The following is an 18,954-nucleotide window of genomic DNA, read 5'->3' as shown; positions in this document are numbered from 1 at the left end:
AGCCGGTGGCGCGCTCGGGTCACACCGGCACGAAGCACCCTATGAGGTCGCTAAGAATCAGAGTTCTAGCCCCAGTGCGGGGCGGCTTCGGCTGGTTAGGCTGTCCAAAACTTCGACCAACGGTTTATGGTTGGAGGAGATGCGCTCACCCGAAGGGCTATTCGTTGACGATGCGATGACCCGCAAAGTCAGGGATTTTGACTCGGGGGAGAGAAATAGTGCGGCACAACAGCATCAACGTGGAGCGCACGCAGCGTCGTGCTCGAAGCGCGTTCATGCGTGGCGTTGCATCTGTCGTCGCCTTCGGTCTTCTCGTGGCCGGACTGACTGTCATGCCGTCGTCGCCCGCCGAAGCTGCCGTCGTGCAGTGGGGAACCAACGCCGGTACGTCGCCGAGCTACCAAACCACCGTCAACGGTGACTTCCTCATGGCCGGTAACGGCGTTCTCGCCTGTAACCGACCGCTCTACACGCAAGCCCAAATTGGCTCCTGCACCGACTTGCATTCTGCCTCCGGCGGAAACGGCAATACGGCCAACGACAACTTCTACCTCGAAAACTCGAACACGGTAGCCGGCTTCACCACGAACTCAAGCTCAGCGAACATCACCATTCCGGCCGGCGCAGCCGTCAAGAAAGCTTTTCTGAGCTGGAGCGCTAACACTGGTGCTTTCACTGGTACCACTGCCAATGCGTGCACCACTGTTAACGCCACACGCGGCACCGCGCTGATGCCTGCCGGTTCGGCAACCGGTTACCGCACTGCGCCCGCCAAGCTCAAGGTGGGCACTGGCGCCGTCACTACTGTGGCGCCGACGACAATGCTGGAAGACCCGGTCGGCACGACCTCAGCGATTTACTACAGCGCAAGCGCTGACGTCACCACAGCTTTCGCTGGAGCGGTCACGGGAACCCCGCTCACGGTATCCGCTGGTGACCTGTGGGCGCCGCAGGGTGCTGGTTGCTACGCCGGCTGGACCCTGACGGTCGTTTACGACTACGGCATTTACATTCCGAGCCAACCGCTTTCGCAGCCGCACCGCATCATTTTCTACGAAGGTCACGTTCGCATGACCGCCGCTGAGGCACCGCTGACGGTTGCCTTCAACGGTTTCAGCGCGATTGCCACCGGAACTCGCGCTGGATTCTCGCTCTACGAGGGTGACCGCATCATCCAGGGCGACATCGCCGAGTATTCGCGCGGCAACGGCGGTTACACCCAGATAGCCAACAGCGCGGGCGACAACAACAACATCGGAATCGGTCGAGGAGAGGGCTCTGTTCGCTACACGGCACCCACCGATATCGGCCCCTTCACTAACCAGAGTGTGGATGTCGCGACCGTCAACCTAGCCAACGTGCAGTCTGGCGACACTTCCGTCAACCTCCGCATGAGCACGAGTGGCGACTCGTACTTGCTGCAAAACGCGATCCTGTCCGTGCCCAGCGCCGGAATCAATATCTCCAAGAGCTATGACGGAACGCTCGACCAGCAATCGCGCACGGCAACAGAACCGGCAACCTTCACGATCACCGTGACCAACTCGGGCGTCGGGGTTCTGCAGAACATTGTCGTCGCAGACGACCAGACCAACTGTGCACGCACATTGACCGGCGTGACGCTTGCCCCGCTTGAGTCGTATACGTACACGTGTGTTGCGAATGGTCCAACGACCGCCAGCTACGACTCGACTGCCTCAGTGACAGCGAGCACTGTGGTGGGAAACAGTCCGGCGACAGGGAGCGACTCCACTCGCGTGCTGCTTTCCTCTCTCTCGCTCGCCAAGACGAGCGCGCTCGCCGGTGGAGCAACCGGTCGCGCCGGCGACACCCTCAACTACACCTTCACCGTTAAGAACAACGGCGACTCGCCCCTTACCGGAGTAGCGGTCACTGACCCGCTGCCCGGGCTTTCCGCCATCACCTACTCCTGGCCGACAGGAACCGCTGGCGCCCTCGCCGCTGGTGCCTCCGCGACGGGAACGGCAACGTACACGCTGACGCAGGCAGATGTCGATGCCGGTTCGATCGCGAACACGGCGAGCGCCACCGGCACGGATGCCGACGGCGGTATCAAGCCCGTCGCGACGGCCAACCGCACCACGCCCATCCCGGTGAATGCTGTTCTCGAAACCAAGAAGACTGCAGCGTATGCCGGTGCTGGCGTCGGCAATGTTGGCGATACCGTCAACTACTCGTTCTCTGTGAAGAACACCGGTAACGTCACGCTCACTTCGGTGACGCTGACTGACCCGCTCACCGGCCTCTCGGCGATCGCCGTCACATGGCCGGGCACCGCGGGTCGCCTCGCACCGGGCCAGACCGCCACGGGAACCGCGACCTATACGGTCAAGCAGGCGGATGTGAACGCCGGCAAGATCGTGAACCAGGCGAGCTCCACCGCGCGAACTCCCCAAAACGTTGCCGTCACGGGCGTCAGTAATGAAGTGACGCTAGCCACCGCGCCTGCCTCTCCCGCGCTCACCACGACAAAGTCGGGAACAGTAGCCAACCCCAAGGGTGTCGGCAGTGTCGTTACCTACAACTTCAGCGCGAAGAACACCGGAAACGTCACCCTCACCGGCGTCGCGATCACTGACCCGCTCGCCGGGCTTTCTGCTCTGACCTACTCCTGGCCGGGCACCGCCGGCACCCTGGCTCCTGGCGAGACCGTCACTGCCACGGCGACCTACACCGTCAAACAGTCGGATGTCGATGCTGGCCTCGTGCGCAACACAGCCTCCAGCTCGGGAACATCACCCGGCGGCACGACCGTCACTGCGGCATCCCCTCGAGTGGATGTTGCGCTTCAGACTCGCACCCCCGCCGTTTCGCTGACAAAGTCGGGCGCGCTCGCGGGCGGTTCAACTGCTGGCAGCACCGTGAACTACTCCTTCGTCCTGACGAACTCGGGCAACGTGACGCTGACCAATGCGGGCATCACCGACCCGCTCTCGGGCCTCTCTTCGATCACGTACGGCACGTGGCCGGGCACCGCAGGCACTCTCGCGCCCGGTCAGTCCGTCACAGCAACCGCGACCTACACCGTGAAGCAATCGGATGTCGATGCCGGTGCGGTCGTGAACAGTGCGACGGCGAAGGCCACACCTCCGACCGGTGCTGACGTGACGCGGACGACTCCCGCGACGGTTCCGATCACGGCTGACGCCAAGATGGTTGTCACCAAGTCGGGCGCGTACACGACAGGATCCGGCGCTGTCGGCTCGGTTGTGACCTACACCTTCAGCGTGAAGAACGACGGAAACGTCACCCTCAGCCAGGTTGCTTTGGCCGACCCGCTCTCGGGACTCAGCCCCATCGCGGTGACCTGGCCCGGAGCATCCGGAGTATTGGCTCCCGGTCAGACGGCTACGGGAACCGCGACGTACACGGTGAAGCAATCCGACGTGGATGCGGGTTCGGTCAAGAACACGGCAACGGCTACGGCGAAGACTCCCACCGGCGGCACGGTGACACAGGCCTCCACGCAGTCCGTAGTGCCCACGGTCGCACCGACTCGACTCATCACGACCACGAAGTCGGCAACGATTGCCGGCGGCGCAACGGGCAAGGTCGGCGACGTCATCAGCTACTCGTTCAGCGCGAAGAACGACGGTAACGTCACACTCTCCGGTGTCACGATTGCTGACCCGCACACTGGCCTCTCGGCGCTGACCTACACGTGGCCCGGCGCCACTGGCGTGCTCGCACCCGGCCAGACCGTCACCGCGGTCGCGACTTACACCATCAAGCAATCCGATGTGGATGCCGGCTCGGTCAAGAACATCGCCACCGGTAGTGGAACTCACGCCGGCACTACCGTGAGCAACCCCTCGTCTGAAATTACCGTTCCGACCGTCACGGCGAACCCCGTTGTCACGACCCTCAAGTCGGGTGCGCTTGCCGCCGGTTCGACCGGCCGCGCTGGCGACGCCGTGAACTTCTCGATCAAGCTCACCAACTCGGGCAACGTCACCCTGACCTCGGTCTCGGCCACCGACACGCTCCCCGGTCTCTCGGCGCTCACCTACGGCACGTGGACCTCGGGCACCGCCGGAACGCTCGCGCCCGGACAGTCGGTTACGGCCACCGCTACCTACACGCTCAAGCAGTCAGACGTGGATGCCGGCTCGGTATCGAACACCGCCACCGGTTCCGGCACCCCGCCCACCGGCGCCGCCGTCACCAGCGTCAGCCCCGCTACGGTTCCGATCACTGCCGGCCCCGCGCTCAGCGTCTCGAAGTCGGGCGCGATCACGACCGGAAACGGTTCCGTGGGCGATACCGTCACCTTCTCCTTCGTGGTGCGCAACACCGGTAACGTCACCGCCACTGGCGTTGGCATCTCCGACAGCCTCGTCGACCTCTCCGCCGTGACCTTCGGCACCTGGCCGAGCGGCACAGCAGGCACGCTTGCTCCCAACACTCAGGTGACCGCTACGGCCACCTATCTGATCAAGCAGGCTGACGTTAACGCTGGCTCTGTGAAGAACACGGCCACGGCATCCGGAAGCACGCCGTCGGGCGGAACCGTGACGGCAACGTCCCCGCAGGCTGTCGTGCCAACCGTCGCATCATCACCGGCAATCGACACTCAAAAGTCGGCAAGTATTGCCGGCACGGGTGCTGTCGGCGATGTCATCACGTACACGTTCACCGCGAAGAACATCGGTAACGTCACGCTCACTGGCGTCTCGATCGCGGACCCACTGACCGGGCTTTCGGCTCTGACCTATGGCACCTGGCCCGGCGGAGTTTCCGGAACGCTTGCGCCCAACGCGCAGGTCACGGCCACGGCGACCTACACAATCGCTCAGTCGGATGTCGACGCGGGTTCTGTCAAGAACACGGCGACCTCGCAGGGCTCGTTCGGGGCGACGACGGTCACTGACCCGTCACCTCAGATCACGACGCCCACGATCGCCTCGGTTCGCACCATATCGCTGACCAAGAACGCGGTCCTCGCGGCGGGCGCAACCGGCGTCGCTGGCGATGCCGTCAACTACAGCTTCGTCGTGCGCAACACCGGTAACGTCACGCTCACGGGCGTTGGCATCACCGATCCGTTGCCCGACCTTTCGGCCGTCACGTTCGGCACCTGGCCGAGCGGAACAGCCGGTCGTCTCCTGCCGCAAACACAGGTCACGGCTACTGCCACCTACATTTTGAAACAGTCGGATATTGACGCCGGCTCAGTCGCGAACACTGCGACGACCCGCGGCACCCCTCCCACCGGTGCCGTCGTGTCGGCGACCGCTCCCGCTACCGTTGTCGTCGCCTCGAATGGTGCCCTTGCGGTAACGAAGACGGGTGCGGTCACCTCAGGCACCGGCGGTGTCGGCAGCACGATGACCTTCTCGTTCTCGATCACGAACCCCGGAAACGTCACGATGACGGGTGTCGCGATTGTGGATTCCCTCGTGGGCCTTTCCGCGCCGGTATACACCTGGCCGACCGCGACGGCCGGGCGACTTGCTCCGGGCCAGACGGCGACCGCGACCGCGACGTATACGGTCAAGCAGGCCGATGTAAACGCGGGCTCGGTAGCGAACACGGCAACAGTGTCGGGCAAGACTCCGACGAACGCAACGGTCACTTCTGCACCGTCGACCGCGAACGTGCCCACGATCACGGGTGCCCCTGAGCTCACCACCACAAAGTCGGCGAACGTCACTTCGGGAGCCAAAGTCGGCGACTCGATCACCTACTCCATCGCGATCTCGAACACGGGTAACCAGACCATCACCGGCGTCGCTCTGACGGACTCGCTCGTCGGTCTCTCCACTCCTGTTGTCACGTGGCCGGGTGTGGCGGGAACCCTGGCTCCAGGCCAGACGGCTACAGCCCTCGCAAGCTACACCGTGAAGCAGTCGGATGTTGATGCTGGCTCGATCGCCAACACGGCATCAGCAGCGGGAACGGCTCCGGGCGCGACTCCCGTCAGCGATGACTCCAACCCCGTGGTGACGACCACCGTTACTCCGGCGCCGACTCTCTCGCTCGTGAAGTCCGGCACGCTGCCGGCGGGTTCCACATCCGTTGCTGGCGAGGTAGTGACCTACAGCTTCGTCATCCGCAACACCGGTAACGTCACGATCACGGGTGCCGCGGTCAGCGACCCACTCTCTGGTCTTTCGTCGATCACGTATGGCACTTGGCCGTCGGGCACTACCGGAACGTTAGCGCCGAACACTCAAGTGACGGCCACCGCTACCTACACGGTGAAGCAGACGGATGTCGACGCGGGTTCGATCGCGAACACCGCGACCGCAACGGGAACGGGCGTCATCGGCGGTGCTGCTGCTCCGGCGACGAGCAACGCTACGGTTCCGCTCGCCTCGACTGCCAAGCTCACCGTCTCTAAGACGGGTGCGGTTGCTGCTGGTGCGAACAAGCTCGGCGACACCGTCACTTTCTCGTTCGTCGTCAAGAACACCGGAAACGTCACGCTCTCGAGCGTCGGCATCACTGACACTCTGGCGGACCTCTCGGCTGTCACCTTCGGCACCTGGCCGGGCGGCACGACCGGAGTTCTCGCTCCGAACGCGCAGGTCACCGCTACCGCGACGTACACAATCAAGCAGTCTGACGTGAACGCTGGCTCCGTCAAGAACACGGCTACGGCATCCGGAACGCCGCCATCGGGCCCCGTTGCTACGGCATCCTCGACCCAGGCTGTCGTGCCGACTGTTGCCGCTTCGCCTGCGCTCGTCACGACCAAGAGCGCTGTTGTCGGCGGCACGGGAACCGGCGCGATCGGCGACACCGTCACGTACACCTTCACAGCGCGCAACTCCGGTAACGTCACGCTCACCGGCGTCACGCTGACCGACCCGTTGAGCGGGCTCTCCACCCCCACCTACGCGTGGTCGGGTGGCGTTAGCGGCCAGCTCAACCCGAGCGGAACCGTCACCGGAACCGCCACCTACACAATCACGCAGGCGGATGTTGACGCCGGCTCGGTCAAGAACATTGCGACAGCAACGGGCACGCCTCCCACGGGCGCTGCCGTGACTGCTCCGTCGCCGCAGCTCGTCACACCGACGATCGCGTCTGCACCGAAGATCGGTGTGACCAAGTCGGGCGCTCTCGCGCCGGGCGCGCAGGGCGTTGCTGGTGACGTTGTCACGTGGAGCCTTTCGCTCACTAACTCGGGCAATGTGACGCTCACCTCGGTAGCGGTCACTGACTCGCTTCCCGGCGTCTCCGCCGTGACCTATGGCACGTGGCCCTCGACGGCAGGAACCTTGGCTCCGGGCCAGAGCGTGTCAGCCACGGCAACGTACGTTCTCACGCAGGCCGACATCGACGCCGGCGCTGTCTCGAACACCGCTAATGGTTCGGGTACTCCGCCGCGCGGTTCACCCGCGACGGCCACTGCTCCCTCAACCCTTCCGCTCGCATCGAACTCCAGCATCACGCTCGATAAGACCGCAGCCATTGTGTCTCCCGGCACGGGCGTGGTGGGCGACACCATCCGCTACACGTTCACCGCCGAGAACACGGGTAACGTCACCCTGACCAACGTGATCATCGCCGACCCGCGTCCCGGACTCAGCGCACTCACCTACGGCACCTGGACCAGCGGCACTGTTGGCCGCCTCGCTCCGGGTCAGACGATTACGGCAACGGCTGACTATGTCATCCGCCAGGCCGACCAGAACGCTGGCGTTGTGAACAACACGGCGTCCGTTTCGGGCAAGCCTCCCGCAGGCGCGAACGCCACGGCGTCGTCTGCTGCGGTAGCTACTCCGACCGCAACGCGCGTTCCCGGCATCCTCACCACCAAGACCTCGAGCGTGGCCGGAACCGGCGCCGTCGGCGATGTCATCACGTACACGATCACCGTGCGCAATACGGGAAACACAACTCTCACGTCGGTATCGGCGAGCGACCCGCTCTCGGGACTCAGCACGCTCACCTACGGCGCTTGGCCTGGCGGCGTGACGGGAACGCTACAGCCCAATACGCAGGTTGTCGCCACCGCGAAGTACACGATCAAGCAGTCCGATGTGAACACGGGTTCGGTCACCAATACAGCAACAGGTCAGGGCACGTCGCCCTCCGCCGGAGTCATCACTGACCCCTCGGATGAAGTCATCACTCCGACCGTTGCGGCGAACCCCGTGGCGACCTTCGCGAAGTCTGGCGCGCTCGCCCCCGGTTCCGTTGGTGTTGCCGGCGACGTCATCACCTACACCTTCACCACGAAGAACACCGGAAACGTCACACTCACGGGTGTCTCCGTCGCCGACCCGCTGGCTGATCTCGGCGCCATTTCGTACACGTGGCCAGGTGCCACAGGTGTGCTCACCCCGGGTCAAACCGTCACCGCTACCGCCAACTACACGGTGAAGCAGTCGGATGTGGATGCTGGCTCTGTCAGTAACGCCGCGACGGCCACCGTCACTCCGCCTTCCGGCACGCCCTTCAGCGAGACGGACTCAGAGACGGTCTCGATCACGCCTGCTCCCGGAATCTCGGTCAGCAAGGTTGCCTCCGTCGGTGGAACCGGTGCAGAAAACGACGTCATCACCTACACGATGACGATTCGCAACACGGGTAACCAGACACTCACCGTCGTGACGCTCATCGACAACCTGCCTGGTTTGAGCGCTCCGACCTTCGTCTGGCCGGGAGCGGACAATGAGCTTGCGCCAGGCCAGACAGCCACGGCGACCGCAACGTACACGATCGATCAAGACGACCTCAACGCCGGCGAGGTAACCAACACCGCCAACGTGACCGCGCAAACTCCGGGCGGCGGCCCCGAGGTGGCGGCAAGCTCTGGCGCCGTCGTTGTCGCGACCGGTGCCCAGCGTCCCGAGCTCACGACAACGAAGACCGCCAGTGTCGTGCCGAGCCCGGCCGCTGAAGGAACCACGATCACGTACTCGTTCCTGGTGGAGAACACGGGAAACGTGACCATCGAGAACCTCGTTCTCAACGACCCGCTCCTGGGTGCAGCAACACCGACGTTGTCCGCGACATCACTCGACCCGGGTGAATCCGCCACAGCAACGGCGACCTACACGATCACTCAGGCCGATGTCGACGCCGGTTCGGTGACGAACACGGCGAAGGCTGCCGGTGCCACTACAGCAGATCCCGCCGTGCCGGTTGAAAGCCCGGTCTCTTCGGTGACGACTCCGACCGCGCCCGCCGCCCCCGGTATCTCGGTCACGAAAACAGGCACCGCCGCTCAAGACGCCGGCGACCTGATCGACTGGAGCTTCACTGTTACCAACACCGGAAACGTCACCCTCAGTGGCGTGACCCTCAACGATGCTCTCGCCGGCGTGACGCCCGTCTTCGGAACCTTCCCCAGCGGCATCTCTGGTCAGCTGAACCCCGGCGATAGCGTCTTGGCCACCGCTGACGACTACGTCGTGACGCAGGCGGATGTCGACGCGGGCTCCGTCGTGAACACCGTGACCGCATCCGGTACTCCGTCGCGTGGTGCCGTCGCCAATTCGACCACCGCCGCGACCGTGCCGCTGGCGCCGGACGCTGGCATCACGATCGTCAAGTCAGAAGACGCCACTCCGGCCGCCCGCGGTCTCGGTAATCCCGTAAACTTCACGTTCACCGTGACCAACACCGGTAACGTCACGCTGAGCTCGATCAGCATCATCGACGAACTCGATGGTGTCTCGGCGATCTCGTATGACTGGACAGGCAACCCCTCCCAGACTCTCGCTCCCAATGCTGTGCTGACCGCGACCGCGACGTACGCCCTCACGCAGGAAGACATCGACCGCGGCTTCGTCGATAACGACTCAAGCGTGCTCGCCTCGACTCCAGCTGGAGCAATCCTCGATGAGGATTCCACCACCGTTACGGTCACCACTGAAGCGTCCGCCCCGGTTCTCGTGACGACCAAGAACGCCGTGCTCAACGGCACGGGTGTCGTTGGCGACACGATCAGCTACACGATCACGATGCTGAACGACGGAAACGTCACCGTGACGGATGCCGCAATCACCGACTCTCTCGCAGGGCTGAGCGCTCTCGTCTACGGCGAGTGGCTTTCTGGTGTGGACGGCGAGTTGGCTCCCGGCGAGTCCGTCTCGGCCACGGCGAACTACACCATCACTCAGGCTGATGTCGACGCTGGCTCGGTCAGCAACGTCGCGACCGGCGATGCCGAGTCCGCCCGCGATGGCGCCGCGGTTACTGATGATTCGCCTGCCGCGGTCACGCCTCTCGTTGCTCAGGCCCCCGCCATTTCGGCGACAAAGAGTGGCGCACTTGAGTCGGGTGCTGAGGGCGAAGCTAACGACACTGTCGAGTTCTCGTTCACCATCACGAACGACGGAAACGTCACGCTGACCGGCGTGACGTTGGCTGACCCGCTCGCTGATCTTTCGACCATCACGTACACGTGGCCTACGGCGACCGATGGTGTGCTGGCTCCTGGCGCCACGGCAACCGCTGTCGCGACCTACGAACTCAAGCAGAGCGATGTGGACTCCGGTTCAGTAGTCAACCTCGCGACGCCGTCAGGTATCGACCCCGGTGCCGTCACGGTTGATGGCTCCGAAGTAGCGGCAACCGTTGTCGTCGAGCCCGATGCGAGCCTCAGCGCGAGCAAGTCGGGCGAGCTCCGCGCTGGCGGAATCGGTCAAGTCGGCGACATCGTCGACTACGTGCTGATCGCGACGAACACGGGAAACGTGACACTCCACGACGGAGAACTGCTCGACCCGCTGCCCGGAATCACGCCTCCGGTCATCACGTGGCCGAACCCGGCAGAACCTGGCGTGCTCAAGGTTGGCGAGTCCGTCACGGGAACCGCGTCGTACGCGCTCACTCAAGACGACGTTGACCGCGGATTCCGGGACAACACGGCGCGCGTTCAAGCCCTCACGCCGAATAACGTCCTTGTTCCCGCGATCACGAACACCGTCATCATTCCGACCGTTCGCCCCGCTCCTCTCCTCACCGTTGACAAGTCAGCGGTCGTTGCTGACGCTGGCGAACTCGGCGATGAGATCGCCTACTCCTTCACGATCACCAACGACGGAAACATCACCGTGGCTGGCATCACCTTGGCCGACCCTCTGCCAGGCCTCACCGATCTCACCGTCAACTGGCCTGCCGCCAACACCACGCAGTCACTCGCCCCCGGTGAAAGCGTCGGAGCAACCGCAACCTACGAAATCACTCAGGGCGACGTCAACAACGGTGACGTCACCAACACGGCAACCGCGAGTGGAACCGACGCGCAGGGCACAGCGGTCACCGGTGACTCGCCTGAGGTCGTCACCGAGATCGTCGCCGCCGCTCCCTCGCTCAGCGCGACCAAGAGCGCGGCCCTTGCTGCGGGAGCAACGGGAGTCGCGGGCGACACTGTTGAATACAGCTTCACCGTCACCAACAACGGAAACGTCTCCCTGACATCCGTCAACCTCATCGATCAGCTGCCGGGACTCACTGGTGTGACGTTCGGCACGTGGCCGACGGCGACTGACGGCCTGCTCAATCCAGGCGACGATGTCTCCGCAACCGCAACGTACACACTGCTGCAGAGCGATATCGATGCTGGTTCTCTCGCGAACAGCGTCAACGCGATGGGCGTTCCGCCGACCGGATCTGCTGTGACACAGCCGGCTTCCGCAACGCTTCCGCTCACCCCAGCCCCCGACTTCACGATCGTGAAGACCGGAGACCTCGGCGCGCAGCTTGGCGAAGTCGGCGACGTTGTTGACTACGCCTTCAGTATTACTAACTCGGGCAACGTGACGCTCTCGGGTGTTGTGCTCATCGACTCCATGCCTGGTGTCAGCGCTCCGGTCATCGTGTGGCCAGGGGCTGAACGAGTTCTTGCTCCCGGTGAAACAGCCACAGCCACTGCCGAATATACGATCACTCAAGACGATGTCGACGCGGGTTCTGTAACCAACATCGCTGAAGCCTTGGGCGCGACCCCCGACGGTAGCGAGTACTTCGAATTCTCCGATCCTGCGGTGAACCCCACCATTGAGCGCACGGCATCCGTCACGATCGACAAGGTCGGTACAACTCCGGATGGCGCGGCTCTTGGCGACCTCGTTCACTACAGCTTCACCGTGGAGAACACCGGAAACACGACCCTCACCGATGTTGCGATTGACGACCCGCTCGTCGGACTGTCGACCATCGTCTATTCCTGGCCCGGTGCCGACGGCGAGCTCGCCCCCTCTGAGACCGCAACGGCGACCGCAACGTACGCGATCACGCAGGCTGACATCGACCGCGGCTACGTGCGCAACTCGGCGGATGTCGACGCAACGTCACCGCTGGGTGCCGTTGACGATTCAGTCGGCCCCATCGATGTGCCGACCGTCATTGCTGCTGCAGCGATTGAGACCACCAAGAACGGTGCGCTCGAGGCTGGTTCGACCGGCTTCGCTGGCGACATCATCGACTACTCGTTTACCGTGCGAAACAGCGGAAACGTCACGCTCACGGGCGTCACGCTGACTGACCCGCTCACGGGTCTCAGCGCGCTAACCTACACGTGGCCGACCGCGACGGATGGCACACTCGAGCCCGGCCAGAGTGCAACCGCGGTTGCCACTTACGAGCTCACGCAGGCTGATGTTGATGCGGGCAAGGTTGACAACACGGTGACGGCCGAGGGAACAACTCCTGCGGCAGGCACCGTCGACGACGCTGCCGATGAGACAGTGACGATCACGCCAGCACCCGTGCTCACGCCCTTCAAGTCGGGAACGATTCTGAATGGTGGCGTCGGTGCTGTGGGTGACACCGTGCAGTACACGCTCACCGTGACCAACGACGGAAACGTCACCCTCTATGAGGGCCAGTTGCTCGACCCGTTGCCCGGACTCTCGGTTCCGGTTATCACGTGGCCAGATAGCGAAAAGCCTGGTGAGATTCCGGTTGGCGAATCTGTCATCGGTATTGCGACGTATGTAATCACGCAGGCAGACGTCGACCTCGGCTATATCCCCAACACGGCAGACATGTCGGCGACGACCCCGCAGGGTGTCGTCATTGTTGAAGCCTCGAACGAAGTTATTGTGCCGATGGTGTTGCCGGCTCCGAACATCACGGTCACGAAGTCTGGTGCTCCTCAGGGCTCGGCTGACCTCGGCGACACAATCGACTACTCGTTCGAGATTCTCAACTCGGGTAACGTCACCCTCGATTCCGTCACCCTGACGGACCCACTGCCGAGCCTCTCGGCGATCACGATCACGTGGCCAACTCCGACAAGCCCTGGCGTGCTCGCTCCCGGTGAGATCGCTACCGCCACGGCGGACTACGAGATCACTCAGGATGACGTGGATGCTGGCGCTGTTCTGAACATCGCGACGGCTGATGGCGTTGACCCCAACGGCACCGACGTCACCGATGACTCTGAGGCGAACACGGTTCCGACAGAGACGATTCGCGCCGAGGTTGAACTCACCAAGAGCGGTGTTCTCGCTGACCCGGCTCGCGCCGACGAGGGCGACACCGTTAACTGGTCGTTCGAGCTCAGCAACACCGGCAACGTCACGCTCACCGGTGTGGAGATCGTCGATTCCCTCGCGGACATCTCGGCTCTGACGTACACGTGGCCCGGAGCCGACGGCACGCTCAAGGTGGGCGAATCGGTCACCGCAACGGCGACATCCACGCTCACCCAGGAGCAGATCAACGCCGGAACTGTGGCCAACGACGCAGTCGGTTCGGGCACGCCTCCACGCGGCGATGCCGTGAGCGACCCCGCGACGGCAGCGGTTGCGCTCGCGTCGCAGGCTGGCATGGGCGTGACGAAGGTCGGAACCGTGGATGGCGTCGGCAATGCTGGCGACACGATCGATTACGACTTCGGCATCACAAACTCCGGAAATGTCACCCTCACGCTCGTCGACCTTGTTGACGCTCTTGCTGGTGTCAGCAACCCGGTCTTCACTTGGCCAGGAACCGCCGGCGAGCTGCAACCGGGTGAGACGGTTACGGCCACTGCTGACTACACGATCACTCAGGATGACGTCGACCGCGGCTCTGTCTCCAACGTGGCGACCGCCAGCGGAAAGCCGCCCATCGGTGACACGATCACGGTGAGCACGACGGTCACCGAAACGACCGTCGCTCCGGCCGCTGCTTCGCTGCTGCTGAGCAAGTCATCGAGCACGGGTGCCAGCGCCGGTGTCAACGACATCATCACCTACACGTTCGAGGTTGAGAACACCGGAAACGTCACGGTCGACGCGATTGTTATCACCGACCCGCTTCCCGGCCTCAGCACCCCCGTGGTGAACTGGCCGGGCGACAACGGCGTTCTTGCGCCGGGGGAGACTGCCACAGCGACCGCAACCTATGCGATCACCCAAGCTGATGTGGATGCCGGCTCAGTAGATAACACTGCTGTCGCCAACGGCACCTCACCGACCGATGCTGCGGTGCCGAGCAACACGGCTCTCGAGTCGACGCCGACGGATGCTGCTGCGCCCGACATCCTCGTCACCAAGAGCGGTGCCCTCGCTCCCGGTTCGACCGGCTTCGAGGGTGACCTCGTGGAGTACGAGTTCTCGCTGACAAACAACGGAAACCAGACCCTCACGGCGGTCTCGCTGGCTGACCCGCTGCCAAACATTTCGGCTCTGGACTACTCGTGGCCGACCGCGACGGCGGGAACTCTCGCGCCGGGCGCTGTCGTCACCGCGACGGCAACGTACGAGCTGACTCAGGCTGATATTGACTCGGGCTCCGTGGCGAACGTGGTGACCGGTAGCGCGACACCGCCGTCTGGCGTCGCCTTCACCGAGGATGCTCCGGCTGCAGTAGCGATCGCGGCCAATGGCGAGCTTGACGCTAAGAAGTGGGGTGAATTGCGTGCTGGTGGAATCGGACAGGTCGGCGACTGGGTTGACTACCGTCTCGAAGCGATAAACATCGGCAACGTAACGCTCCACGATGGCGAACTGCGCGACCCTCTTCCGGGTCTTAGCGTTCCGACCATTACGTGGCCGAACCCGGCTCAGCCCGGTGTTATCTTGCCCGGTGAAAGCGTGATTGGTGAGGCTTCAGTTCAGCTCACGCAGGCTGACATCGACCGTGGTTACATCTCCAACATCGCGGATGTGGGAGCTACTGACCCGAACGACATCGATGTTCCGGCAACCACCAACGAGGTCATCATCACTACGGTTCAGCCGCAGCCGAGTATGACGGTTGTGAAGTCGGGCGAGATCGCTGTGACGGGCGAGAACGGCGTCGGCGACACCGTTGACTTCGAGTTCGAAGTTCGCAACACCGGTAATGTCACGATCGGTTCGATCGTGGTCACTGATCCGCTTCCCGGAATGACCACGCCCACCGTGCAGTGGCCGACCGCGGTAGAAACTCTTGCCCCGAACGCGACGGTGACCGCAACGGCCAGCTACGACATCCGTCAGTCGGATGTTGACCGCGGCTACGTCGAAAACACGGCGAGTGCTACGGCCGTTCCGGTGCGCGGCGACCCCATCGCTGCGGTATCGAACACGACCCAGGTGCCTACCGTGGCTCCGAGCGTGGTGGTTTCGGTGACCAACGTTGGTGCTTTAACCGATCCAGGCCCGGCTGAGGCTGGCGACACTGTCACGTGGAACTACAGCTTCACGAGCACGAGCAACGTGACGCTCTCGGGCGTTGAGCTGAGCGACTTTATTGGCTCGCTGCCCGCCGGCGATTACACTTGGCCCGGCGTCGTGGGCGTTCTCGCTCCCGGCGACACGGTCACGGCAGTTCGCGTGCAAACGCTGACTCAGGCCGATATCGACTCGGGTGCTGTGTCGAGCGTTGTCACCGGTGAGGGAACTCCTCCGGTGGGCGCTGCGGCAAGCGCCACTGCTCCGGCGACCGTCACTCTCGCGGCTGATGGCCTGCTGCAGGTGACGAAGTCGAGCGAGCTGGCTGTTGCGGGCGAGAACGGTCCTGGCGACACGATCGATTACACGATTGTGGTTAGCAACATCGGAAACGTCACGCTGCGCACGGTGACCATCACCGACAGCATCGACAACGTTTCGATCAACTCGATCGTCTGGCCCGCCAACAGCGGCGTGCTGGCTCCGGGTGAGTCGGCGACGGCGAGCGCCACGTACGTTCTCGAACAGGATGACGTTGACCGTGGCTACGTCGACAACACGGCATCCGTCCGTGGCGTCACGCCGGGTGGCGCTGCCGTCACGGCGAACTCGAGCGTTGACCGCGAGCTCACGGCGGCATCCGACCCCAGCATCACAGCCGAGAAGTCGGGCGTAATGACCTCGGGTTCGGGTGAAGTCGGTTCTGAAATCACGTACAGCTTCATCGTGAAGAACACCGGAAACGTGACCCTGCGCCTCGTAGGAGTTCTCGACCCACTGATCGATGTTGTTCCCTCCGACCTCACCTTCCCGTCGGCCACCGGTATTCTCGGCCCGAACGAGCAGGCTGTTGGCTCCGTCGTGTACACCGTCACGCAGGCAGATGTCGACAGCGGCACCGTGGAGAACACGGCGACCGCGATCGGGACTGCGCCCGACGGCAGCGAAGTTCAGGGCGTCTCGAACACGGTATTCAACCCGACCGAGGATGCTGAACCTTCCATCGTCACGACCCACACTGCTGCTCTCGCTGCGGGAGCAACGGGTGTGCTCGGCGACGGCATGGACTACACGTTCACCATCACGAATGACGGAAACGTCACGCTCGATGGTGTGACGCTCTCGAACACGATCCCGGGCCTCACCGGCTTCGTCTACACCTGGCCAGACCCGGCCGCTCCTGGCGTTCTCGCACCGGGCGAAAGTGTCACCGTCACGGCGACCCGTCTTGTTGATCAGGCGGATGTCGACGCTGGTGAAGTACGCAACGTCGCGACCGGCGAGGGCAACTCTCCCGCCGCAACCGCCGTTGATGCTGATTCTGCGGTGACTATCGTTCCGCTCATCGAGGCGCTGTCGAGCGTTGACATTGCCAAGGCTGGCGAACCGCGCGACACGGTGAACCCCGTCGTCGTTGGTTCGTGGATCGACTACACCTTCACCGTCGAGAACACGGGCGAAACCACACTGAGTGGTGTCACTGTTGCTGACCCGAAGGCCGGAACGACTGCGGTTGTGTACGGCACGTGGCCGGCAACAGCGGGCGTATTGGCTCCGGGGGAGTCGGTTACGGCAACCGCGAGCTACCAGGTCACGCAGGCTGAGTTCGATGCCGGTTCGGCATCCAACACCGCCAACGTGACATCGACGAACCCGGCGGGCGACACCGTGATCGACACCTCCAACACTGTTGTGGTGCCGACCGCTGCTGGCGACCCCGACATCCAAATCACGAAGACTCAGGTGCTGGCCGCTGGCGCGACCGGCAACGCGGGAGACACCGTGGAGTTCACCTTCGAGGTCACTAACAACGGTGATGTCACGCTGAACGGTGTCACGATCGCTGACGACCAGATCGATCTCAGCACGCTGACGATCACCTGGCCGGGTACTCCGGGCGTTCTCGCTCCGGGCCAGTCGGCCACGGCAACCGCAACGTACGTGCTCACTCAGGATGACGTGGACGCTGGCTCGATCAGCTCCGACGCCTCCACGGCGGGAACGCCGGTAGTGGGCGCAGTGGTGACGGATACGGCCACCGGCTCAACGCCGATTGTCGAAGACCCGTCGATGACCATCACGAAGACGAGCTCGTTCGCGACCTTCGCTCAACAGGGTGCAACCGTGAACTACGTCATCGAGGTCGTCAACACGGGTAACGTCACGCTCACCGCAGTGGTGATCAGTGATCCCAAGCCGGGCGTCTCCGCGCTCACCTACAACTGGCCGGGTACTCCGGGCGAGTTGGCTCCGGGGGAGTCGGTTACTGCAACGGCAACCTATGTGATCACTCAGGATGATGTGGATGTCGAACAGACCACGAACGTGGCCACGGTCGACGCGAACGCGCCCTCGGGTGCCATCGCGCCGGAAGAAGCAACCGACGTTCTCGCGATCCCGAACGTGCCGAACATCGCACTGACGATTTCGGGTGTGCTCGGTGCGGGCCAGCAGGGCTACCCCGGCGATGTTGTGACGTTCACCTACGTGGCGACGAACACGGGAACGCTGCCGCTGACGAATGTCACGATCGCCGACCCGCGGTCGGGACTGTCAGCCATGCGCTATGGCACCTGGCCGGGAGCGATTGGTTCGCTCGCACCGGGCGAATCGATCACCGCAACGGCAACCTACGTCATCCGTGAAAGCGATGCCGGAACGACCCTGTACGAAACGGCAACGGTCACGAGCACCGAGATCAACTCGGGAGACCCCGTGGTCGCAACCGCACAGACAAGTTTGCAGCTACCTACCAAGGCACTCTCTTACACTGGGTCAGACCCCCGAGGAACCCTCGCAACCGGGTTGGGCACACTGCTCGCCGGCCTCGCTCTGATCCTGCTCGCCCGCAGAAGACAACGACAGGAAAATTCATGAAACTCCGCACACGACTGACCGCTACCGCTGTTCCTTTTGCGATTCTCGCGCTCACGCTGGCGGGATGCACCAACGGCACTGAGGAACAGCCTGACGCCACCGAAAGCTCGGCAGCGGCAGAGCAGGCCCCCGGGGTAACTGACATCACGGATGCTCCTGGCACCGGCGAGAACCTTGAAGGTGCTCTTGCTGATTCCACCGTTGAACAGTGCGAGCGCGATGGCGACGACTGGGTCGTGAACGGGTCTGTCACGAACTCCACCGATGCCAGCGCCACGTACCGCATCTACGTCTCGCTCCTCAATGGAGCCAATGACACCCGCGCTCTCACTCAGGTGGATGTCGAGGCAACCGAGCCCGGTGCGACCACCGACTGGGAGACTGTCATTCCTGTCGCCGAAGACGAGCTCACCTGCGTGCTGCGCGTCGAGCGCTACGAAGGCTAGTCGCGAACGGTCGCCCCGCACAGGGATGCCGTCACGAGGCGGTACTCAGGCTAGGCCGCTGA

Annotated in this window: 2 protein-coding genes; both read left to right on the top strand. The window is 63.5% G+C overall.

Translation table 11 applies throughout. The features are described 5' to 3' along the window. The first annotated feature begins 218 nt into the window (after positions 1 to 218). Complete coding sequence (locus tag I6E81_RS07480; protein ID WP_197106705.1) at positions 219 to 18,446, top strand: DUF11 domain-containing protein; 18,228 nt, start codon at positions 219 to 221, stop codon at positions 18,444 to 18,446. Further along, complete coding sequence (locus tag I6E81_RS07475) at positions 18,443 to 18,892, top strand: hypothetical protein (protein ID WP_197106704.1); 450 nt, start codon at positions 18,443 to 18,445, stop codon at positions 18,890 to 18,892. The genes I6E81_RS07480 and I6E81_RS07475 overlap by 4 nt, the downstream gene beginning before the upstream one ends. Positions 18,893 to 18,954: the final 62 nt, after the last annotated feature.

Source organism: Salinibacterium sp. NG22 (assembly GCF_015864925.1).
GTDB lineage: Bacteria > Actinomycetota > Actinomycetes > Actinomycetales > Microbacteriaceae > Rhodoglobus.
Note: the sequence above shows the minus strand (reverse complement) of the source record. Positions and strands in the feature narration are given on the sequence as shown.

What these genes read in the sequence shown, in the direction of transcription:
- I6E81_RS07475 (WP_197106704.1), top strand. Translation starts at nt 18,443, where the DNA reads ATGAAACTCCGCACACGACTGACCGCTACCGCTGTTCCTTTTGCGATT.